This window comes from Rhodoferax sp., assembly GCF_034519335.1.
Taxonomy (GTDB): Bacteria; Pseudomonadota; Gammaproteobacteria; order Burkholderiales; family Burkholderiaceae_C; genus Allorhodoferax.
Map to the genome: position 1 here is coordinate 101,837 of NZ_JAXHOL010000035.1, position 22,074 is coordinate 123,910.

At 61.1% G+C, this 22,074-nt stretch carries 19 protein-coding genes and 1 pseudogene; 6 read left to right on the plus strand and 14 right to left on the minus strand.

Annotated elements, in window-relative coordinates; all coding sequences use genetic code 11:
- Positions 1-804 (minus strand): TIGR00266 family protein, encoded by an 804-nt coding sequence (locus tag U5O12_RS15845; RefSeq protein ID WP_322579571.1) that lies wholly within the window; start codon positions 802-804, stop codon positions 1-3.
- Between the two features lie 203 nt (positions 805-1,007).
- Here U5O12_RS15845 and U5O12_RS15850 point away from each other — a divergent pair, with 203 nt between their 5' ends.
- Genes U5O12_RS15850 through U5O12_RS15865 form a run of 4 tightly spaced genes read left to right on the plus strand, consistent with a single transcriptional unit; the run spans position 1,008 to position 4,949 of the window.
- A complete protein-coding gene (locus U5O12_RS15850) occupies positions 1,008-2,075 on the plus strand; it encodes an extracellular solute-binding protein (RefSeq protein ID WP_322579572.1) in 1,068 nt (355 codons plus the stop codon).
- A gap of 9 nt (positions 2,076-2,084) precedes the next feature.
- A complete protein-coding gene (locus U5O12_RS15855; protein WP_322579573.1) occupies positions 2,085-3,215 on the plus strand; it encodes an ABC transporter ATP-binding protein in 1,131 nt (376 codons plus the stop codon).
- A complete protein-coding gene (locus U5O12_RS15860) occupies positions 3,205-4,089 on the plus strand; it encodes an ABC transporter permease (protein ID WP_322579574.1) in 885 nt (294 codons plus the stop codon). The genes U5O12_RS15855 and U5O12_RS15860 overlap by 11 nt, the downstream gene beginning before the upstream one ends.
- Positions 4,086-4,949 (plus strand): ABC transporter permease, encoded by an 864-nt coding sequence (locus U5O12_RS15865; protein WP_322579575.1) that lies wholly within the window; start codon positions 4,086-4,088, stop codon positions 4,947-4,949. The genes U5O12_RS15860 and U5O12_RS15865 overlap by 4 nt, the downstream gene beginning before the upstream one ends.
- 22 nt (positions 4,950-4,971) lie before the next feature.
- Here the strand turns inward: U5O12_RS15865 and U5O12_RS15870 are convergent, their stop codons facing one another.
- From U5O12_RS15870 to U5O12_RS15895, 6 genes are read right to left on the minus strand one after another with little or no spacing between them, the layout of a single operon-like run.
- Positions 4,972-6,345 carry an aldehyde dehydrogenase family protein gene (locus tag U5O12_RS15870; protein WP_322579576.1) on the minus strand — a complete coding sequence of 458 codons (1,374 nt, stop codon included), beginning with the start codon at positions 6,343-6,345 and terminating at the stop codon, positions 4,972-4,974.
- Positions 6,346-6,353: 8 nt separating this feature from the next.
- Positions 6,354-7,166 (minus strand): type 1 glutamine amidotransferase, encoded by an 813-nt coding sequence (locus U5O12_RS15875; protein WP_322579677.1) that lies wholly within the window; start codon positions 7,164-7,166, stop codon positions 6,354-6,356.
- A complete protein-coding gene (locus U5O12_RS15880) occupies positions 7,166-8,299 on the minus strand; it encodes an iron-containing alcohol dehydrogenase (protein ID WP_322579577.1) in 1,134 nt (377 codons plus the stop codon). The genes U5O12_RS15875 and U5O12_RS15880 overlap by 1 nt, the downstream gene beginning before the upstream one ends.
- Positions 8,300-8,307: 8 nt before the next feature.
- Positions 8,308-9,387: a glutamine synthetase gene (locus U5O12_RS15885; RefSeq protein ID WP_322579578.1), complete on the minus strand. Its 1,080-nt coding sequence runs from the start codon at positions 9,385-9,387 to the stop codon at positions 8,308-8,310.
- Between the two features lie 55 nt (positions 9,388-9,442).
- Positions 9,443-9,730: a hypothetical protein gene (locus U5O12_RS15890; protein WP_322579579.1), complete on the minus strand. Its 288-nt coding sequence runs from the start codon at positions 9,728-9,730 to the stop codon at positions 9,443-9,445.
- A gap of 17 nt (positions 9,731-9,747) precedes the next feature.
- Positions 9,748-11,226 carry an amino acid permease gene (locus U5O12_RS15895; protein WP_322579580.1) on the minus strand — a complete coding sequence of 493 codons (1,479 nt, stop codon included), beginning with the start codon at positions 11,224-11,226 and terminating at the stop codon, positions 9,748-9,750.
- 148 nt (positions 11,227-11,374) lie between these two features.
- Between U5O12_RS15895 and U5O12_RS15900 the strand changes: the two genes are divergently transcribed.
- The gene (locus U5O12_RS15900; RefSeq protein WP_322579581.1) at positions 11,375-12,364 is read left to right on the plus strand and encodes a helix-turn-helix domain-containing protein; all 990 of its coding nucleotides are present in this window, start codon (positions 11,375-11,377) and stop codon (positions 12,362-12,364) included.
- Positions 12,365-12,374: 10 nt separating this feature from the next.
- On the opposite strand, the gene chvE (U5O12_RS15905) is transcribed toward U5O12_RS15900, so the two are convergent.
- From chvE (U5O12_RS15905) to chvE (U5O12_RS15935), 7 genes and pseudogenes are all read right to left on the minus strand, one after another.
- A complete protein-coding gene (chvE, locus tag U5O12_RS15905) occupies positions 12,375-13,442 on the minus strand; it encodes a multiple monosaccharide ABC transporter substrate-binding protein (protein ID WP_322579582.1) in 1,068 nt (355 codons plus the stop codon).
- Between the two features lie 25 nt (positions 13,443-13,467).
- Positions 13,468-14,904 carry an aldehyde dehydrogenase family protein gene (locus tag U5O12_RS15910; RefSeq protein WP_322579678.1) on the minus strand — a complete coding sequence of 479 codons (1,437 nt, stop codon included), beginning with the start codon at positions 14,902-14,904 and terminating at the stop codon, positions 13,468-13,470.
- 21 nt (positions 14,905-14,925) lie between these two features.
- Positions 14,926-16,086, minus strand: a complete 1,161-nt coding sequence (locus tag U5O12_RS15915; protein ID WP_322579583.1) for a Gfo/Idh/MocA family oxidoreductase — start codon at positions 16,084-16,086, stop codon at positions 14,926-14,928.
- 25 nt (positions 16,087-16,111) lie between these two features.
- Positions 16,112-17,041: a dihydrodipicolinate synthase family protein gene (locus U5O12_RS15920; protein ID WP_322579584.1), complete on the minus strand. Its 930-nt coding sequence runs from the start codon at positions 17,039-17,041 to the stop codon at positions 16,112-16,114.
- A 9-nt stretch (positions 17,042-17,050) separates the two neighbouring features.
- Positions 17,051-18,242: pseudogene (mmsB, locus tag U5O12_RS15925) on the minus strand (multiple monosaccharide ABC transporter permease).
- A 1-nt stretch (position 18,243) separates the two neighbouring features.
- Positions 18,244-19,776, minus strand: coding sequence for a multiple monosaccharide ABC transporter ATP-binding protein (gene mmsA / locus U5O12_RS15930; RefSeq protein WP_322579585.1), 1,533 nt, complete (start codon positions 19,774-19,776; stop codon positions 18,244-18,246).
- Positions 19,777-19,867: 91 nt separating this feature from the next.
- A complete protein-coding gene (chvE, locus tag U5O12_RS15935) occupies positions 19,868-20,944 on the minus strand; it encodes a multiple monosaccharide ABC transporter substrate-binding protein (RefSeq protein ID WP_322579586.1) in 1,077 nt (358 codons plus the stop codon).
- A 147-nt stretch (positions 20,945-21,091) separates the two neighbouring features.
- On the opposite strand from chvE (U5O12_RS15935), the gene U5O12_RS15940 reads away from it, so the two are divergent.
- On the plus strand, positions 21,092-22,063 hold the full coding sequence (locus U5O12_RS15940) for a LysR substrate-binding domain-containing protein (RefSeq protein ID WP_322579587.1): 972 nt from the start codon (positions 21,092-21,094) through the stop codon (positions 22,061-22,063).
- Positions 22,064-22,074 lie beyond the last annotated feature (11 nt).

The window sequence follows — 22,074 nt, forward strand, 5'->3', positions numbered from 1 at the left end:
TCAGTCGTCGCGGCCGCCGCCAATGAGCCCACCCAGCACCCCGGCGCCCAAGAGCGAGCCCTGGTCTGCCGAGCGGCCACCTGCGGCCGGGGCCGACAGGATGATGCGGTTGGCCAGGCGCGACAGCGGCAGGCTTTGCAGCCAGACCTTGCCGGGGCCACGCAGCGTGGCAAAGAACAGGCCTTCGCCACCAAAGATGGCGGACTTGATCTTGCCCACAAACTGGATGTCAAAGTCCACCGTGGGCTGGAAGGCCACCACGCAGCCGGTGTCCACGCGCAGCGTTTCGCCGGGGGCCAGGGTGCGCTCCATCAGCGTGCCACCGGCGTGCACAAAGGCCATGCCATCACCGTCGAGCTTTTGCATGATGAAGCCTTCGCCCCCAAACAGCCCCACACCCAGCTTCTTCTGGAATGCAATGCCCAGTGACACGCCCTTGGCCGCACACAAGAAAGAGTCTTTCTGGCAAATGATGGTGCCGCCCAGCTGGCTCAGGTCCATGGGCACGATCTTGCCGGGGTAGGGCGCAGCAAAGGCCACACGCTGCTTGCCCGCACCGCTGTTCTGGAACACGGTGGTGAACAGGCCTTCGCCGGTGAGCAAGCGTTTGCCCGCGCCCATGAGCTTGCCAAAGAAGCCGCCTTGTTGCGAACCATCACCAAAGATGGTGTCCATGGTGATGCCTTCTTGCATGTACATCATCACGCCTGCTTCGCCGATGGCGGCCTCGCCAGGGTCGAGCTCCACCTCGACGTATTGCATCTCGGAACCAAAGATTTCGTAGTCCACCACATCCATTGCCATCACGCACTCCTTTGAACAAAACGCGCCCCATGTTGGGCTCAAGCCGTAACGATAGCAGCCCGCATTGGTGCGCCTGGTACCCCTGTGGAAATCAGGCTTGTGCGGGTGCATGGCTTGACATATAACTGACACCTTGCTGTCTTAATCTCCGAAGGGTTTGGCCACTTCTGGCCAAAACTTCCATCCACTTCAAGGACGATTCCATGACTTTCAAACGTGCTTCTATTGCTGCTGCCGTCGTGACTCTGGTGTTCGGCGGTTCTGCCATGGCCCAAGAAAAAACCCTGCGTTTGCTGACCTGGGCCGACTACGCACCCGCTGCAGTGGTGGCACAGTTTGAAAAGGAAACCGGCTACAAGGTCGAGCTGACTTTGTCCAACAACGAAGAAATGATTTCCAAGCTGCGCGCCACGGGCGGCGCTGGCTTTGACCTGGCCCAGCCTTCGCAAGACCGCATTGCCGGCCCGCAAAAAGAATTTGGCATCTACAAGCCGCTGGACCTGAGCAAGCTCAAGAGCGAGCTGTTCATCCCCTCCATGCTGGACGCTACCAAGGGCAACACCACAGTGGATGGCAAGGTCTACGGCCTGCCCCACATCTGGGGCACCGATGGCCTGGTAGTAAACACCAAGCTGGCCCAAATGGCCGACTACACCGACCTGTGCAAGGCCGACTACAAAGGCAAGGTGGCCTACCGCCTGAAGCGCCCCACGCTGCTGGCATTTGCATTTGCGGCTGGCAAGAACCCCTTTGCCCTCTACAACGATGCCAAGGCCTATGGCGCGCTGATGGATGAGGTGGGCAAGACCATGATTGCCTGCAAGCCCAACGTGAAGTTCTACTGGGACAACAAGGACCAGCTGCTCAACGGCATGCGCGCCGGTGAAATCGTGGGCGCCATGATGTGGGACACCGGTGGCTGGAAGCTCAACGGCGAGAAGGCCGAGATCCAGTTCATCGCCCCCAAGGCGGGCGCCATGGGCTGGATTGATACCTTCGCCATCCCTGCCAAGGGCAAGAACGACGCGGCAGCCTACGCCTGGATCAACTTCAACATGCGCCCCGAAATTGCTGCCAAGGTGGCTGGCTCGGCTGGCAACTTCACTGCCTCCAAGGGTGCAGACCAGATGATGGACGCCAAGCTCAAGGCCCAGTTTGCCGCCAGCTTCCCCGAAGCGGCGCTGAAGAACATCAAGTGGTACCCCGCTGTGCCCGCTGGCATTGAAGAGATCGAAGGTCGCGTGCTCGACCGCATCAAAGCTGCCAACTAAGCGGTAGCGTTGAGCGCCGCCACCATTGACCTTGAAGCCGTAGGCGTAGCCAAACGCTACGGCGCGTTTGCGGCGGTGGACGACCTGTCGTTCACCGTGCAACGCGGGTCGTTCTTTTCTATTTTGGGCCCGTCTGGCTGCGGCAAGACCACGCTGTTGCGCATGGTGGCGGGCTTTATCCAACCCGATGCAGGCGAGATCCGCATTGGCGGCAAACCCATGAACGGTGTGCCGCCCAACCAGCGGCCGGTGAACATGGTGTTCCAGCACCTGGCGCTGTTCCCCATGATGACGGTGGGCGAGAACGTGGGCTACGGCCTGGCGCGCCGCGGTGTGGCGGCTGACGAGATCAAGCGCCGCGTGGGCGAGATGCTGGAACGCGTGAGCCTGCCCGGTGCGCAGGCCAAGCGGGTGGACCAGCTCTCCGGCGGGCAAAAGCAGCGCGTGGCCATTGCGCGCAGTCTGGTGCTGGAGCCCACGCTCTTGTTGCTGGACGAACCGCTGGGCGCGCTGGACCTGAAGCTGCGCGAGCACATGAAGATCGAGCTCAAGCAGCTGCAAGCCGCCTTTGGCACCACCTTTGTTTACATCACGCACGACCAGTCCGAGGCCTTGGTGCTGTCGGACCATGTGGCGGTGATGAACCATGGCCGCTTTGAGCAGCTGGGCACACCGCAGGCGCTGTACTACGAGCCACATACGCCGTTTGTGGCGGGCTTTGTGGGTGCCAACAACCGCCTGGTGGGCAAGGCCGTGGGCGTGCAAGGCGATGTGGTGCAGGTGAGCACGGCCAGCGGACTGGCCCTGCATGCGCGGGCGGCGCATGGCCATGCCCACATCAAGGCGGGTGATGCCGTAGAGGCTTTTGTGCGCCCCGAGGTTGCCAGACTTGCGCGAGCAGCTACTGAATTCATAGCAACCGGCATGCCGCACTTCACCGGCGTGGTGGAGAGCCTGCTGTTTGATGGCGCCAACTCGGCCGTGCTGCTGCGCGAAAAGCACAGCGGCGCTGAGTTCCGCATTGCGTTGCCACAAACCGGCCAGTTTGCCGACCTGCGTGCCGGTGAGGACGTGGTGTTTGGCTTTGACCCGCAGCGCGCCGTGTGCTTTGCCGCACCGGCGCAGGCCCATGCTGGCTGAAGGCGTGCCACGCAGCACCATGGCCCGGCTGCTGGGCATGCTGCTGCTGGCGCCTGCCCTGCTCTGGCTGCTGGGGCTGATCATCCTGCCGCACGCAGAACTGGCGGTGCTGTCGCTACGCGCACGGATCGCACCCCGGGTCTACGAGCCCAGCCTGGCGCAGTACCTCACCTTTATTGACGAGCCGCTCTACTGGCGCACCTTTGTGCGCACGGCGGTCATGTCACTCATTGCCACCGCCATCACGCTGCTGATGGCGTTTCCGATTGCCTGGACGATTGCCAAGATTGCGCGCGGCCGCAGCAAGGCGCTGCTGTTTGTGCTGTGCCTGATTCCGTTTTGGGTGAGCGAAACGGTGCGCACGCTGGGCTGGATGATTCTGCTGCGCGAATCGGGCGTGTTACCCGGCATTCTGGTGTGGCTGGGCGTGACGCCCGCGCCGGTGGAGATGCTGTACCACGACGCGACCATCCTCGTTGGCCTGGTCTACACCAGCATGCTGTTCATGGTGATTCCGCTGATCAGCGCGCTGGAGAGCCTGGACGACTCCTTGATTGAGGCGGCCTACGACCTGGGCGGCAATGGCTGGTCCATCCTGCGGCACATCATCATTCCGCACGCCGCGCCGGGCATGGTGGCGGGCTGCATTGTGGTGTTCATGCTCACGCTGGGCAACTACCTCACGCCCACACTGTTGGGTGGCAAAAACTCCCTCTGGTTCACCGAGCAGATCTACACCCAGTTCATCACCCGATTCAACTGGGAACAGGGCGCCGCCTTTGGCTTCCTGCTGCTGGCGCTGAGCACGGGCCTGGTGTGGCTGGGGCTCAAGCTCTCGGGCCAGAAGTTTGGCGAAGTGATGCAACGCTCATGATCCCATCCCTCCCCCGCCCTGCCTGGCTGCGCGCCAGCACCGTGGTCTACGGTGTGCTGTTCTTTGCCTTTCTGTTTTTACCGCTGGCTGTGGTGGCGGTGTTTGCGTTTAACGATGCGCCCTACCCGGCCCCGCCGTGGAACGGCTTTACGTTGGACTGGTTTTTAGGCGGCGCAGACGGCCCGCGCCGTGGCCTGTTTGCCGACACCGCACTCTTGGGCAGCCTGTGGACCAGCGTGGTGGTGGCGTGCTGGGTGACGCTGCTGTCGGTGCTGGTGGGTACCGCCAATGCATTTTTGATCGAGCGCACGCAGTTCCGTGGCAAGCAGGCACTGAGCATGCTGATGCTGGCGCCGCTGGTGATTCCGGGGGTCATCTTGGGCATCTCCATCCTGGCACTGGCCAGCCGTGTGGCCAACCTGGCGGATGACCTGTGGGGCCTGGAGCTGGAGTTTTTGCGGCCCGGCCTGCCGCTGGTGGTGCTGGGGCAGTTTGCCTACATCGCGTCCATCGCCACGCTCACCATCTCGGCCCGGCTCAAACGCTTTGACATCACGCTGGAAGAAGCGGCTTACAACCTGGGTGCCTCGCGTTTTGCGGTGCTCACCACCATCACGCTGCCCTACCTGAAGCCTGCGCTGATTGGCGCAGCGGCCATTTCGTTTCTCATGTCGTTTGAGAACTTCAACACCACCTTGATGCTGGTGGGCTCCGACGCGCCACTGACGGTGATGATGTACGGCCGCATGCGCGAAGGCGCTACCCCGGTGCTCAATGCGGTGAGCCTCTTCCTCATGGTGGCGTCAGCGTTGCTGGCGCTCACCCTGCTCAAGCGCTCAGACGCCCCGCAGGAGCGCTGAGCGTCTGGTCTGCCTGCGGGGCTCAGGCCTTGCGCAGATGCCAGGCCTTGGGCCGCGTGAAGGTCTGGATGCCGTAGGTGGACAGCGTAAGACCCACGCCCGAGTCGCCATGGCCGCTCCAGGGCAGGCGCGGGCTCACGCGGTCACAGCAGTTCCAGTACACCGTGCCCGCGTTCACCTGTTCCAGCACCGCCTTGGCCCGTGCCTCGTTGGGCGTGAATACACCGGCGGTCAGGCCGTAGCGCGTGTCGTTCATCAGCTTCACGGCCTCGGCATCGCTGCCCACTTTTTGGATGCCAATGACCGGGCCAAAACTTTCTTCGCGCATGATTTCCATGCTGTGGTTCACGTCCGAGAACACGGTAGGTTCAAACCAGTTGCCTTCGCCGGTGCCGCGGTGGCCACCGGTGTGCAGGGTGGCGCCCTTGGCCTTGGCGTCGTCCACCTGGGCCTGCAGCACATCGAGCTGCGGGGCGCGGGTGATGGCGCCGATGTAGGTGTCCTCGGCCACCGGGTCACCGGTCTTGAAGGATTTGACGGTGGCGACAAAGGCCTGCACAAACTGGTCGTACACCTTCTCGTGCACATAGACCCGCTCCACCGAGCAGCAGCTCTGGCCGGTGTTGTACATGGCGCCATCGGCCAGGCTCTCGGCGGCCACTTGCACATTGGCGTCGTCGCACACATAGGTGGGGTCCTTGCCACCCAGCTCCAGCTGCAGCTTCACGAACTTGCTGCCCACCGTTTGCGCAATGCGCGCGCCGGTGGCGTAAGAGCCCGTGAAGAACACACCGTCCACCTTTTGCTCCAAGAGCGCGGCGCCCACGGCACCGCCGCCCACCAGGCAAATCATCACGTCTTCGGGCACACCGGCTTTGTGCAGCAGGCGGGTGATTTCCAGGCCCGTGAGGGTGGCGTACTCCGAGGGTTTGTAGAGCACGGTATTGCCGGTCAGCAGCGCGGGCACGATCACGTTGCAGCCGACAAACCAGGGGTAGTTCCAGGCCGAGATGTTGGCCACCACGCCCAGCGGCGTGTGCTGGATCTGTTCGGTCATGCCACCGTCGGCAAACACGGTCTGGGTGGCTAGCGTGGCGTCGGCCTCGGCCAGGAAGAAGTCGATGCGACCGAGCAAGCCATTGAGTTCGTTGCGCGACATCTTGATGGGCTTGCCGGTCTCGCGCGTCATGGTGAAGGCCAGGGACTCGAGGTCGTGCACCACCCCGGCTCGAAAAGCCGTGATGCAAGCCTTGCGCTCGGCCAGTGGCGTGGCGGCCCAGGCATGCTGGGCCGCGCGCGCGCGCGCAGCTTTGGCGGCCACGGTGCTGGCATCGTCGGCGCCCAGGGTGGTGATGAGGTGGCCGGTGGCCGGGTTGTGGATGGCGAGTTGGCTCATGGTGGTACTCAAAGTTCAGGAGAAAGGGTTGGGCTGGCCGCCACGCGCGCCGCGTGCGCCTGGGCCAGAAAGTCGTGCAAGAGCGGCGTGTCGTCCAGCGTGCCGTGCTCGGGTTTGTGGAACTCGGGGTGCCACTGCACGGCGGCGATCCAGTCGGTGCCGGTGGCGCGGATGGCTTCAATGGTGCCGTCGTCCGGGCAACGCGCTTCCACCTCAAAGCCGGGCGCCAGGTCTTTGATGCACTGGTGGTGCACGCTATTAATTTTGTAGCTGCTCGCGCAATCCAGTAGCGCGCTGAGGCGGGTTTTTGGCACTAATTCGAGCTGGTGGAAGTTGTGGTCGTAACGGTCGGCATCGCGGTGCTGCAGGGCCTGGGGGCGCTGGGTGGGGATGTCCTGCACCAAGGTTCCGCCATAGGTGGCGTTGATGAGCTGCAAGCCGCGGCAGATGCCAAACACCGGCTTGCCCGCCGCCACAAAGGCCTTGACCAGCGCCATCTCATACGCGTCACGCACCTTGTCGCCCTGCCAGCACGGGTCGATGGGGGCCTCGCCATAGCTGCCCGGCCACAGGTCGGCGCCACCATGCAAGACCAAACCATCGAGCCACTGCGCGTAGTCGTCCAGCGTGACGCTGCCGCGCGCCGTGTCGCCCGTGGGCGACGGCACCATGACCGGCAGCGCGCCACCGGACATGAGCCAGTGCGGTACCGACTGCTCCACGTAGTTGAGCGTCTTCTTGGCAAACGCGGCACGCGCCGGGTCAGGGTGCATGAAGCATGCACTCACGGCAATCTTGAGACGTTCCCCGGCCTTGTGCATCACATGGCAGCCTTGAACAGGCGCTCAAAGTCGGCCGCCGTGCAAGGGCGGGGGTTGGTCTGGTGGCAGATGTCGGCCGTGGCCACCTGCACCAGGCGCGGCAGATGTTCAGGCTTGACGCCGTGGCTTGCCAGCGACCCGGTGATGCCCACGCTGGCCTTCAAGGTTTTGAGCCAAGGCACCAAGGCCTTGCCACCACCGGCCACGCCGCACACATGGGCCAGCTCGTCAAACTTGGCGGGCGCGGCTTCCAGGTTCCAGGCTATCACGGTGTCGATCATCAGCGCGTTGGCCAGGCCGTGGTGCAGGTCACACACGGCGCCCAGCGCATGGGCGCAGGAGTGCACAGCGCCCAGGTCTTTCTGGAAGGCGATGGCGCCCATCATGGACGACATCATCATGTCGGAGCGCGCGGACAGGTTGCCGGGGTCTTTGACCGCCGTGACCAGCGCGGCAGCAGCAATGCGCGTACCCTCCAGCGCAATGCCATCGCACAGCGGGTGGTAGGCGGGCGAGAGGTAGCTCTCGATGTTGTGGGTCAGGGCGTCCATACCGGTAGCGGCGGTCACGTGTGCAGGCAGACCCAGCGTGAGCTCAGGGTCGGCAAACACCGTCTTGGCCAAGATTTTCGGACTGAAGACCACGCGTTTCAAGTGCGTGTCGTTTTCGCTCACCACGCTGGAGCGACCCACCTCCGAGCCGGTGCCCGAGGTGGTGGGCAGTGCCACAAAGTAGGGCAGCTCGTTCACGATGGGGCGCACCTGCGGGTGGTCCCACACGTATTCCAGAATGTCGCCCGGGTGCGTGGCGGCCAGGCCCACGACCTTGGCCACGTCCAGCGCGGCACCGCCGCCAAAACCGATCACACAGTCCGCCTTGTGCGCCTTGTAGGCGGCTGCACCGTCCATCACCTGGCTGCAGGTAGGATTGCCAAACACGCCAGAGAACACAGCCACGTCCAGCCCCGCCAAATGGGTCTGGAACTCGGCCTGCACGGGCAGGGCGCCCAAGGCTTTGTCGGTAACGATCAGCGGGCGCTTCAGGCCCAGGTCCTTCAAGTGCTGGGCGACAAGCTTGCGGGCGCCGGCACCAAACTTGATGGGCGTAGGGAAGGAGAAGGAGGTGATGCTCATGGTGGCCTCTAGATGATTTCGAAGTAACGTTTCATTTCCCAGTCGGTCACGGCGTCCAGCCACTGGCGCCACTCCCATTCGCGGGTGGCGGCAAAGTGGTCGACAAAGGTGTCGCCCAGCCAGTCGCGTGCGACGGCTGATTCCTTGAAATTGCGCGTGGTCTCTATCAGGGTGCGCGGCGCACGCGGGACGTGCTCGGCGCCGCCATTGGTGCCGGTGATGGGTGGCGTGCTGAGCTTGAGGCCTTTTTCCACACCATCGAGCCCGGCCGCAATCACCGCAGCCATCGCCAGATACGGATTCACGTCGGCACCGGGGCAGCGCGTCTCAAGGCGTGTGGCCTTGGGCGATCCGGCAATGACGCGGAAGCTGGCGGTGCGGTTGTCCATGCCCCAGGTGGGTTTGACGGGCGCCCAGAAGCCGTCCACCAGGCGTTTGTAGCTGTTGATGGTGGGCCAGATCATGGGGCCAAACTCCATCAGGCAGTTGATCTGTCCGGCCAGGTAGCTCTCGAACAACTTGCTCATCTTGCGCGGGTTCTTCGCATCAAAGAACAGGTTGGTCTTGCCCTCATCACCCAGTTTTATCAGGCTTTGGTGGATGTGGCCACTGCAGCCCGGCAGCGGCTGGTGCGGCTTGGCCATGAAGCTGGGCATGATGCCAAAACGCGCGCCGATTTCTTTGGCGCCGGTCTTGAACAGCACGGCCCGGTCGGCCTGCTCCAGCGCCTCCGAGAAGCCGATGGCGACCTCGAATACGCCGGGGCCGGTTTCGGTGTGCAGGCCCTCGATGGGCACCTTGAAGGCCAGCATGTCGTCCATGATGGCGTTGAAGAAATGGCGATTCTGGTTGGCGCGCAGGAGCGAGTAGCCAAACATGCCAGGCGTGAGCGGTGTGGCGCCCACGCCTTGTTTGTCGGCCCAGCTTTGCGGCGTTTCCAGAAAGTTGTACCACTCGAACTCCATGCCGGTCATGGGCTGCAGGCCCATCTTCTCGGCGCGCTTCAACACGCGTTTGAGGGTCTGGCGCGGGCACAGCGGGTGGGGCGTGCCATCGGCGTTGACAAACTCACCCAGGAAGAAGGGCACACCGTCGTCCCACGGAACATGGCGCGCCGTGTTCAGGTCCAGCCGCGCCAGCGCATCAGGGAAAGCCGTGCTGCCAGCCGGTGACGGTGGTGTTGTCGTAGCAGTTGTCCATCATGTCCCAGCCCATCACCACGTCGCAGAAGCCAAAGCCTCCGGCCGGGTAGGGCTCGGCCGCACCGAGGAACTTGTCGCGGTGCAGGTACTTGCCACGCAGCACGCCGTCGATGTCGGTCACTGCCACCTTGACTTTGGGGGCGCCGGATTTTTGTACTGCGGCCAGCGCTGCATGGGGCGCAACTGACGTGGCCCGCGCGCTACCAGCGGAAGACTTGCGTGTTGCCATGTTGGTCTCCGGTGGATTCAAGAGCGTGCCTTGTCGGCCATGTCCATGGCGAACTCTTCTTCAGGCGAAAGGATCAGGCGCTTGCGCCCCACCAGGGCAAAGTAGGCAATACCGGCGGCAAACCAGACGGCGACCCACATCACACCGTCACGGTACAGCGGGTCGCTGAGCTGGAAGTACAAGGTGACCACCGCAATCACCACGGTCAGCCCCGCACCCACCACGCCCAGCGGGCTGCGGTAGGGGCGGGGGATGTTGGGCATGTTCTTGCGCAGCATGATGAAGGACAGCGCCTGCATGATGTAAGAGAACATGGCGCCAAACACCGCCATATTGAGCAGCGTGCCGCCGATCACGGCCGCGCCCTTGTCGGAGCCCAGGCTGAACCACAGCACGAACATCACGGCCAGTGCCACCACCGAGCCGAGGATCATGGCCAGGTGCGGTGTCTTGCGGCTGCCGTGGGTAATGGACAGCACCGAGGGGAAGTAGCCGGCACGGCTCAGCGAGTAGATCTGGCGGCCCTTGGCAAAGATGATGGTGTGAAAGCTGGCAATCAGGCCCAGTACGGCCACCAGTGCCAGCACTTTGGCAATGCCATCCCCATAGATGGCCTTGAAGCCATCCAGCAGGGGTTCGCCCGATTTGGCCAGGGTGTGCGCACCGATACCAGCAATCGAGGGGTTGAGCCACAGCACCATGAAGGCCGAGAAGATCAGCGTGAAGATGCCGGCCAAGATGCCGCGCGGCATGTCGCGCTTGGGGTCCACCGATTCTTCGGCCGCCAGCGGCAATTGCTCAATCGCCAGAAACAGCCACACGGCAAACGGCATGGCGGCCAACACCCCGGTGATGCCCATGGGCAACAAGGGGCCGTTACCGTTTTCCAGCAAGGCACCGCCCTCACCCACGTTCATGGCCCAGCGGCTGAAGTCGATATTCGGCAAGGCGCTGGCCCAGAACACGGCAAGGCAGGCCAGCGCCAGCAGCGTGATGACGAGGGTGACCTTGAAAGACAGCTCCACCCCGACGATGTTGAGCCCCACAAAGAAGATGTAAAAGCCAATCCACCAGAGGGGCAGGTATTCGGTGGGTGTGCCAAAGATACCGCCCATGTAGCTGCTGATGAAGTACACGATGACCGCGGGTGTGATGACGTACTCCACGTTCTCCGACAGGCCAGTCAGGAATCCGCCCCACGGGCCCATGGCAGTGCGTGCAAACGAGTAGGCGCCACCGGTGTGCGGCAGGGCGGGCGACATCTCGGCCAGTGAGAAGGTCAAGCCCAAATACATGATGGCGATGATGATGGTGGCAAACAACATGCTGCCCCAGCCATTGGCCAGGCCCAGATTCCAGCCTGAAAAGTGCCCCGAAATCACGGCCCCCACTCCCAGCGCCCACAGGGACCAGACCCCGGCATAGCGGCGCAGCCCGCGTTTGTCGAAATAGCTTTGGTCTACCTTGGTGTACTGGACTCCCGAATGCTCTGACATGAACGACTCCTTGACTGGGTTGGACAAAAGTAAGCCGATTCATTGTGGAGAGGCCTCGCGCCAGCGGCTATCCCGTATTGGCAGTATGCGGAGCCGGGTGTAAACACCTAGAAGCCGCTTGGCCGCTTGTTTGCAAAATCTTCGGCCTATGTCCCAACATCCCATTTCGGCAATCCACCCAGCTGCCTCGGCGGCGGGTGGCCGCGCCTTGGGGTTCGAGTCAGCCATCTACGCCGACGTGGACGAGCAGGCGGCTGCCCTCACGGGGTGGAACCAGTCCTACTTACAGCTTTCGGGCGGAGGGTTTCGGGGTGCCATCCAGCGCGTGGATCTGGGACCGGTGCGTTTGTTCATGGAAGGACTGGAGTCCACCGTGTACCAGAGTGGTCAACTGCAAGAGGGCGTGTTGGCCTTGGGCGTGCCGTTGCGTTGCGATGGAAGCAGTGTGTTTTGCGGTGTGCAAAGTGACCGCAATGCGCTGCATGTGTTCTCCGGCCAGTCGGGGTTTGAATTCCGCACTGGTAGCGACCACGTGATGATGGGGCTGGAGCTGGACCCCGTGCTGAGCAATACCTTGTACCCATGGGGCCATGGCGCACTGGCACGCAGCGAGGCAGGTCTGCGGGCTACCGACCCACCATCCTTGGAAGGTTTGCGACAGGTCATGCTGATGCTCTTTGAAACCGCACACACCGCGCCTGCGATGTTTTCCTTGCCAGCCCTGCGTGCAGGCATGGTGGACACCCTGGTGGAAAAAGTGGCGGCGCTGAACCTCGCATCTTGTACCAACGAGGTTGCACACGATGTGCATTGGCTGCTGGTGCAGCAAGCCCGCGCCCTGCTGCAAGGGCAATTGCAGCAGCCCCCCACCGTGGGTGAGCTATGCCAGCATTTGGGGGTCAGTCGGCGGACCTTGCAAAGTGCGTTTCAGCGTATTTTGGGCATCAGCCCCTTGGCCTACCTGCGAGCCATACGGCTGGGCGCTGTGCGCCAGGCCCTCAAGACCGCGAGCTCCGTGACGGAAGCAGCCACCGACATGGGCTTCTGGCATTTTGGCCACTTTGCCAAGGACTACCAGGCCATGTTTGGCGAGCTGCCCTCACAAACCCACAAACGCTGCGCGCCGCCGCTGCAATAGCGGCGGTGACTCAGCGGAATTGGTCGGCCTTGTAGTAGCCGGAGGTCACCAACGTAGCGCGCCAGTTGCTCACATCCACAATCACTGGCTTGAGCAGGAAAGAGGGCACCACTTTTTGCCCGTTGTTATAGGTCTTCTCGTCGTTGATCAGCGGTTTTTTACCGGACAACAAGGCATCGACCATGGTGGTCACCACCTGGGCCAGCTCCCGGTTGTCCTTGAACACGGTGGACGTTTGCTCACCACGGATGATGGAGCGCACGGTGGGCATTTCGGCATCCTGGCCGGTCACCACGGGCAGGGGTTGACCACCTTGGCCGTAGCCGGCTTTTTTCATGGCGGTCAGCAATTCCATACTGATGCCGTCATACGGTGACAGCAGGGCGTCCAAGCGCTGCTTGGCGTAATACTTGTCCAGGATTTGTGTCAGGCGTGCACGCGCCACCGAGCCGCTCCAGCGCTGTGTGGCCACCTTGTCCATGCCCCTCTGGCCTGAACCCACTACGAGTTTGCCCTTGTCAATGTAAGGTTTGAGTACAGACATGGCGCCGTCGTAAAAGAAGAAGGCGTTGTTGTCATCGGATGAGCCACCAAACAATTCGATGGTGAAGGGCCCCTTGCCCTTGTCCAAGCCCAGGTGTTCCACGATGTAGGTGCCCTGCAACACACCAACCTGGAAGTTGTCGAAGGTGGCGTAATAGTCCACATTGGGCGTATCGCGGATCAGGCGGTCATAGGCAATGACTTTGATCTTTTTGTCGGCTGCCTTTTGCAACACGGGTGCTAGCTTGCTGCCGTCAATGGCACCAATCACCAGCACCTTCATGTCACTGCTCTTGATCATCTCTTCCACTTGGGCGATCTGGGTGGTGACATCGTCATTGGCGTACTTGAGATCAGGGCGGTACCCCAGTTTGTCCATGGCGCGCACCATGGCCAAGCCGTCTACCACCCAACGCTGCGAGGTAACGGTTGGCATGAGTAGGCCAACCCCTCCCTTGCTAGTGATTTGTGCGTGGGCCCAGGGCATGGAGCCCAACAACACCGCACTTAAAAAGAACCGTCGTAGGGGTCGCATACCTGTCTCCTCGATATTTATTTTTTCAGGCCAGCGTGTAAGCCGTCTTGACGGTGGTGAAGAACTCGGCCGCGTACTTGCCTTGTTCGCGTGAGCCGTAGCTGGAGCCCTTGCGGCCACCAAACGGCACGTGGTAGTCCACACCTGCGGTGGGCAGGTTCACCATCACCATGCCAGCCTGGCTGTGGCGCTTGAAGTGGGTGGCGTATTTGAGGCTGGTAGTGGCAATGCCAGCCGACAGGCCAAACGGCGTGTCGTTGGCAGTGAACAGCGCTTCCTCGTAGTCCTTCACGCGAATCACGCTGGCCACCGGGCCAAAGATTTCTTCACGGTTGATGCGCATGGCAGCGGTGCTGTCCACCAGCAGGGCGGGGGCCATGTAGTAACCCTCGGTGCCACGGCTCAGGCGTTCACCGCCTGTGAGCAGGGTGGCGCCCTCAAGCTTGCCGATTTCCACATACGACAAGTCTTGCTCCAGCTGGGGCTGCGAGGCCACCGGACCAATGTCGATGCCGGCTTCCAGCGCGTCGCCCACCTTGATGGCGGCCATGCGCTTTTGCATGGCTTCGATGAAGGCGGGGTAGATCTTGTCGGTAACGATGAGGCGGCTGGACGCGGTGCAGCGTTGGCCGGTGGAATAGAACGCGCTTTGCACGCTGAGCTCCACCGCCACATTCAGATCAGCGTCGTCGAGGATGACTTGGGGGTTCTTGCCACCCATTTCCAGCTGCACCTTCTTCATGTGGCCGGCACAAGCAGCAGCAATGCGCTGGCCCACGCCCACCGAGCCGGTGAAGCTGATGGCAGTGATGCCGGGGTGGTTGACCAAGGCGTCACCAATCACGCGGCCGGGGCCCATGACGAGGTTGAACACACCGGCGGGGATGCCGCTGCGGTGGATGATGTCAGCCAGCGCCCAGGCGCAGCCGGGCACCAGATCGGCGGGCTTCAGGACCACGCAGTTGCCGTAGGCCAGCGCTGGGGCGATCTTCCAGGCAGGAATGGCGATGGGGAAGTTCCAGGGCGTGATGAGGCCAATGACGCCCAGCGGTTCGCGGGTGACTTCCACACCAATGCCGGGGCGTACGGACGGCACGGTTTCACCGGCCAGGCGCAGGCATTCGCCGGCAAAGAACTTGAAAATGTTGCCGGCACGGGCGGCTTCGCCAATGCCTTCTGCGCGGGTCTTGCCTTCTTCACGGGCCAGCAGAGTGCCAAGTTCTTCCTTGCGCGCCAAGATTTCGGAGCCGATCTTGTCCAGCGCATCGGCGCGGGCCTGGATACCGCTGGTGGACCAGGCAGGGAAGGCCTTTTGTGCGGCGGCCACAGCAGCGTTGAGCTGGGCGACATCTGCCTGGGCGTATTCACCGATGACGTCTGCCAAGTTGCTGGGGTTGAGGTTGGGAGCGTAGCTGCTGCCAGCGATCCATTCACCGTTGATCAAGTTGTTGTGTTGGGAGATAGTCATGGTGTTTGCTAATAGTTAAAGGGCAGTCCAAGCGCCTTGCTGGCTGCTGGAAGCCACGGCAGCGGCTACAAAGCGGATGCCCTGCAGGCCATCGGTGGCGTTGGGGAAATGGAGAGATAAGGGGTCAGCAGACTGGCCGCTGCGGCGCGCGGCAATAGCGTCGGATGCATCGGTATACAAATTGGCAAATGCCTCATGGAAGCCTTCGGGGTGGCCGGCCACAATGCGCGAGGCACGCGCAGCCAGAGGCAGCGTGCCGGGGCCATTGGGGGTACGCACCTGCGCCGGAGCATCGAGCGGCTTGAACTGCAGCACCTGCGGGTGCTCTTGGTGCCACTCCAGGCTCCCTTTGGAACCGCTCACGCGAATACGCAAGCCGTTTTCTACACCGGCCGCCGCCTGCGTAACCCAGAAACTGCCACGCGCGCCATTGCTCATGCGCAGCATGGCGCCGGCATAGTCATGGGTGGTGCGGTCCGGGACGATGCTGCCGACCTCAGCCGCCACCTGCGCCACTTCGAGCCCGGTGATGAATCGCAGCAGGTTGTGCGCATGGGTACCAATGTCCCCCAGCACCAGCGAAGGGCCACCACGGGCGGGGTCTTCCTTCCAGGCGCGGCGTCCGGGCCCGGCTTTGGCACGGCCACCTTGGACGTACTCCACCTGGACCAGTCGAACGTCGCCAAGCTCCCCGCCCATCACCATGGCTTTGGCTTGGCGGACCATGGGGTAGCCGGTGTAGTTGTGGGTCAGACAGAATACCAAGCCGGTATCCTGGACGCGTGCGTGTAGCGCCTCCGCCTCAGCCAGCGTGTTGGTCATGGGCTTGTCGCATATGACATCCAGTCCGCGCTCCAGCGCCTGCATGGCGAACTGGTAGTGGCTGTCATTGGGGGTCATGATGGCAATCACCTCGGCGCCATCAGCGCGCTGTGCTTCGGCATCAATGAGCGCCTGGCCACTGGGGTAACAACGGTCTTGCGCCACCCCAATACCTTGGCCGGTGATGCGGGAGCGCTCGGGGTCTGACGACAACGCCGCAGCCACCAGCTCATAGCGGTCATCCAAGCGGGCGGCCTGGCGGTGCATGGCACCGATGAAGGAACCAGGCCCTCCGCCAATGACGGCCAAGCGCAGGCGGCGGCCCAACAACTTGAAAACGGTATTTTCCGACATGGGAGCCTCCCTGTGGGTAGTGGCTTTACTTGCCCCAGCGCAGAACCATGGGGTCCAGGCGCTTGGCGGTATCGAGCAAGCCTTCGCGCACTGCGGGGTGCATGGCCGGGAACGGATGGCGGCCTGCTTCAGAGGCGATCACACCGCCGGCTTTCATCAAGGCCTTGGCGGTCAGGATGCCGCCTTGGCGGTTCTCATAGTTGATGAGCGGTAGCCACTTTTCGTAGTGGGCTGCGGCCTCTTCACGCTTGCCTGCTGCATAGGCATCCACAATCTTGCGGATACCGTCTGGATAAGCACCACCAGTCATGGCGCCAGTGGCCCCCGCATCCAGGTCGGGCATGAGGGTAATGGCTTCTTCACCATCCCACGGCCCTTCGATGGCGTCACCACCGACGCGGATCAGCTCACGCAACTTGGAGGCAGCGCCTGCAGTTTCTATCTTGAAGTACGACACCTGCTTGATTTCTTGCGCCATGCGGGCCAGCAGGGGCACGGACAGCGGCGTGCCGCTGACCGGGGCGTCTTGGATCATGATGGGAATGTTGATCGCATCCGACAGGCGGGCGAAGTACTCATAGATCTGCGCTTCGGGCACGCGGATGGTGGCACCGTGGTAGGGCGGCATGACCATGACCATAGCCGCACCCCACTGCTGCGCTTGCACGCTGCGTGCAATGGTGATCTGGGTGCTGAAATGGGTGGTCGTCACGATCACGGGCACGCGGCCCTTGACGTGTTCCAAAATGGTTTTGGTGAGCACTTCGCGTTCTGCATCAGCCAGCACAAACTGCTCGGAGAAATTGGCCAGGATGCACAGGCCGGTGGAGCCAGCCTCGATCATGAAATCGACGCAACGCTTCTGACTTTCCAGGTCCAGCTCACCGGCATCATTGAAGGTCGTAGGGACGACCGGGAACACGCCCTTGTAACGGGCATTGGCAGCAGAGTACATGGTGAATCCTTATTTGTTCTTGTTGTAGACGTCGAAGCACACAGCCGCCAACAGCACCAAGCCCTTGATGACCTGCTGGTAGTCGATGCCGATGCCCATGATGGACATGCCGTTGTTCATGACGCCCATGATGAAGGCACCGATCACGGCTCCCAGCACCTTGCCCACACCACCCGAAGCGGATGCACCGCCAATGAAGCAGGCTGCAATCACGTCCAGCTCAAAACCCAGGCCCGCTTTGGGGGTGGCGGTGTTCAGGCGTGCCGCGAAGATCAGACCGGCCAAGGCAGCCAGCACACCCATGTTGATGAAGGTGTAGAAGGTCAGGCGTTCGGTGCGGATACCGGACAAGACGGGCGGCTTTTTCGTTGCCGCCCAGTGCGTAAATGCGGCGACCAATGGTGGTCTTGGAAGCCACGAAGTCATACACCAGCATCAGCAACAGCATGACCACCAGCACATTGGGCAATCCCTTGTAGGTGGACAGCATGTAGGCAAAGGCGACGATCATGACCACGAACACCAAGTTCTTGACGGCAAAGATAGCCAAAGGCTCGTTTTCCATGCCGTGGCGGTTGCGACCCGCGCGGTCACGCACTTTCGCAATCAACATCGCCAGCGCAATCAGCAGCCCCAGAATGAGAGACGCGATGCGCAGGTTTTCACCCGAGAAGGGATCGGGGATAAAGCCGGTGCTCAGCAACTGAAACTCCGGTGGAAAGGGTCCCACGGACGCGCCTTCCAGCACGGCCAGCGCCAAGCCCTTGAACACCAGCATGCCAGCCAAGGTTACGATGAACGACGGTATTTTGTAAAACGCCACCCAATAGCCTTGGGCGGCGCCGATAACACCACCCAGTACCAAGCAAACGATGGCGGCAGGCACGTAGTGCCAGTTGTAATTCACCATGAGCACCGCAGCCACGGCACCAATGAAACCGCACACCGAGCCCACGGAGAGGTCGATGTGGCCAGCCACAATGACCAGCAACATACCCAGCGCCATCACAATGATGTAGCTGTTTTGCAGGATCAGGTTGGTCAGATTGAGCGGCTGGAACAGCGTGCCATCGGTCATGACCTGGAAGAAGCCCATGATGACCACGAGAGCCATTAACAAGCCGTACTCGCGCAGGTTGTTTTTCAGGAAAGCAGCGGCGCCCGTGGTCGGGGGGGTTGCGCCTGTGTTGGGGGTTGCCATGTCAATTCACTCCTGATGTCACGATAGATCGCATAATTTTTTCCTGGGTCGCTTCGGCGGCCGAGAACTCGGCCACAAAAGCACCCTCATTGAGCACGCAGATACGGTCGCACATGCCCAGCAGCTCCGGCATTTCGCTGGAGATCATGAGCACGCATTTACCTTCCGCTGCCAACTGGGCAATGATGGTGTAAATCTCATACTTTGCGCCCACGTCAATGCCGCGGGTGGGCTCATCGAGGATCAGCACCTCGGGCTCTGAAAAAAGCCACTTGCTCAGCACCACCTTTTGCTGATTGCCGCCCGACAGGTTGACGGTGCGGGCAAATACATTGGGGCTGCGAATATTGAGTTTTTTGCGGAAGTCTTGGGCTACGCTGAATTCCTGGCCCTCGTTCACCACCGCACGCTTGGCCACAGCCGGCAGATTGGCCAATGTGGTGTTCCAGGCAATGGTTTCATCCAGCACCAGACCGTAACCCTTGCGGTCTTCGGTCACATACGCGATGCCATGGTTAATGGCTTTTTGCACCGTACTGGTGTCCACCTCTTTGCCATTGAGAAACACTTGGCCGCTGGTGTTTTGCCCATAGGTGCGGCCGAAAATACTCATGGCCAGCTCGGTACGGCCCGCGCCCATCAGACCGGCAATGCCCACAATTTCACCACGCTTCACATGCAGGTCCACGCCTTTGATGACCTTGCGTTCCGCGTGTTCGGCGTGGTGCACGGTCCAGTTCTTGACCTCAAACACCTTGTCGCCCACATTGGGGGTGCGCTTGGGGTAACGGTCGGCCATCTCGCGGCCGACCATGTTGCGGATGATGGTGTCCTCGTTGGCGGGGCCTTCACTGCAATCCAGCGTGGCCACGCTGGCACCGTCGCGTAGCACGGTGATGGCATCGGCCACCTTGGCAATTTCGTTGAGCTTGTGCGAAATCAGGATGCAGGCAATGCCCTGGCGCTTGAGCTCGAGCAGCAGTTCCAGCAAGGCATCGCTGTCTTTTTCATTCAAGCTGGCCGTGGGTTCGTCCAGGATCAGCAGCTTCACTTCTTTGGAAAGGGCCTTGGCAATTTCAATCAGTTGCTGCTTGCCCACGCCCAAATTGGTAATCAGCGTGTCGGGAGATTCGTGGAGCCCAACTTTGCGTAGCAAAGCCTCGGTTTTGACGTAAGAAGCATTCCAGTCAATGACCCCAGCCTTGGCTTGCTCGTTGCCTAAAAAAATGTTTTCGGTGATTGAGAGCAGCGGCACAAGCGCCAGCTCTTGGTGAATGATGATGATGCCAAGGGCTTCGCTGTCGTGAATGCCCTTGAATTTGCATTCCTGGCCCTGGTAGCGAATTTCACCTTCGTACTCGCCGTAGGGGTAGACCCCGCTGAGCACTTTCATCAGGGTGGACTTGCCCGCGCCATTTTCTCCAACGATGGCATGAATCTGGCCCGGCAGCACGGTGAGGTTCACGTTGCTGAGCGCCGTCACGCCATGGAATGTTTTGCGCATTCCACGCATTTCTAGAATTGGTTCGACCATGTTGCCTCGACTGTCGTTCTCTCTTGAACCCGGAAGAATGTAAAAAGCCCTGTGCTGTGGGGCACAGGGCCTCTTTCGCTCGTTGCCGAGGTTACTTCAATTGTTCTTCCTTGATGTAGCCGCTGCCCACCAAGACTTGCTTGTAGTTGGACAGATCCACGGAGAGAGGCTTCAACAGGTAAGAAGGAACAACCTTGACCTTGTTGTTGTAGGTCTTGGTGTCATTGATTTCTGGCTTTTTTCCACTCATCACAGCGTCCACCATGTTGGCAGCGACCTTCGCCAACTCACGCGTGTCCTTGTAGATAGTGGAATACTGCTCCTTGCGGATGATGGACTTCACGGAAGGTACTTCAGCGTCTTGGCCACTCACGAAAGGCATGGGTTGTGCAGCGGTGCCGTAGCCGACGCCTTTGAGGGCGGACAGGATACCAATACTCAGACCGTCATAAGGCGACAAAACTGCGTGCACTTTGTCCTTGCCGTAGTAGGCGCTCAACAAGTTTTCCATACGGGCCTGGGCCACTTGACCGTCCCAACGCAGGGTTGCCACTTTTTGCATGCCGGTTTGCTTGGAGCGCACCACCAGCTTGCCGGACTTGATGTAGGGGTCCAGCACCGACATTGCACCGTCGTAGAAATAGAAGGCATTGGTGTCGTCAGCGGAACCACCGAACAGTTCGATGTTGAAAGGACCCTTGCCTTCTTTCAGGCCCAAAGCCTTTTCCAGGGATTGGGCTTGCAACACGCCCACTTGGAAGTTGTCGAACGTGGCGTAGTAATCGACGTTTTTGGAACCCACGATCAGGCGATCATAGGAAATAACCTTGATGCCCTTGTCAGCGGCTTTTTGCAGCACATCGGTCAAAGTCGATCCATCTACCGATGCGATCACCAGCACCTTCGCACCCTTGGTGATCATGTTTTCGATCTGGGCCAACTGGTTGGGAATGTCGTCTTCGGCGTACTGCAGGTCGGCCTTGTAGCCCTTGGCAGCCAATGCGGCGACCATGCTGTTGCCGTCGCTGATCCAGCGGGTGGAGCTCTTGGTTGGCATAGCTACGCCAACCAGACCTTTGTCTTGGGCGTTGGCCACGGTGCTGCCAAATGCCAAGCCGATGGCCAAACTGGCAACCAGGGCCTTCAGAGTGCTTCTACGTGCTGTCATGGGATGTCTCCTGTTTAATTAACTTGATTCACAAGGGGTCTTTGCCAGGTCGGCGCAGAGTCCGGATGATAAAGATGTGATAGATTAATTTCTAATATAGTTTGCAGCTCATTCGATACTTAAATACAGATTGGTGATAACCCTCGTATGACAAACTACACACACTGGTTCTTGCGCGCTCGCCTCAAAACACGGCAGTTGCTGCTACTTGTGGCGTTGTCAGAAGAAGGAAATATTCATCGCGCCGCCCAAGTACTCAACATGACCCAGCCTGCGGCCTCCAAGCTACTGAAGGACCTGGAGGACGTATTGGGCGTCTCGCTGTTTGAGCGGCTCCCCCGCGGCATGCGCCCCACTTGGTACGGTGACACCATGATTCGCCATGCGCGCGCAGCACTGGCCAGCCTGAACCAGGCGCATGAAGAGCTGCAAGCCGCCAAGAGCGGGCAATTTGGCCAGGTCAATCTGGGCTCCATCACGGCGCCTGGCCTGGCGTTGCTGCCACCCACGGTGGCAGCGGTCAAGCAGGCCCACCCCAACCTGCACATCACCATCCAGATCGAGCCTAGCAACGTGCTGATCGAACGCCTGAATCGCGGCACACTGGACATTCTGGTTGGGCGGCTTTCACCCGAGCACGACAAGGCTGCACTGCGCTATGAGATGGTGAGCGACGAACCGATTTGTGCCGTGGCACGGCCCGGTCATCCGCTGCTCACTGCCATCAAACCCAGCCTGGAGGACGTATTCCAGTACGGCTGGATCGTCCCCCCAGCGGGCAGCATGCTGCGCCACCGCTTTGACCTGATGATTCAAGAACTGGGGCTGCAGCAACCTACCAACAGCGTGGAGACCAGCGCCATGCTGTTCATCAGCAAAATGATGCAGCAAAGCGATATGGTGAGTGTGATGGCGGTCGATGTGGCGCGGTATTACGCCAACCACGGCCTCATGTCGATCTTGCCCGTGGTGCTGCCCCTGGATATGGAGCCGTTTGGCTTTATCACCCGGCGCGACCGCCTTTTGTCGCCCGCGGGCGAGGTCGTGTTGCGCGCCCTCAAGGCGTCGGCCATGACGGTGTATGGCAAAGAATTCACCTTCACACCGCCACCCGCCTGAGAGCGCCAGAC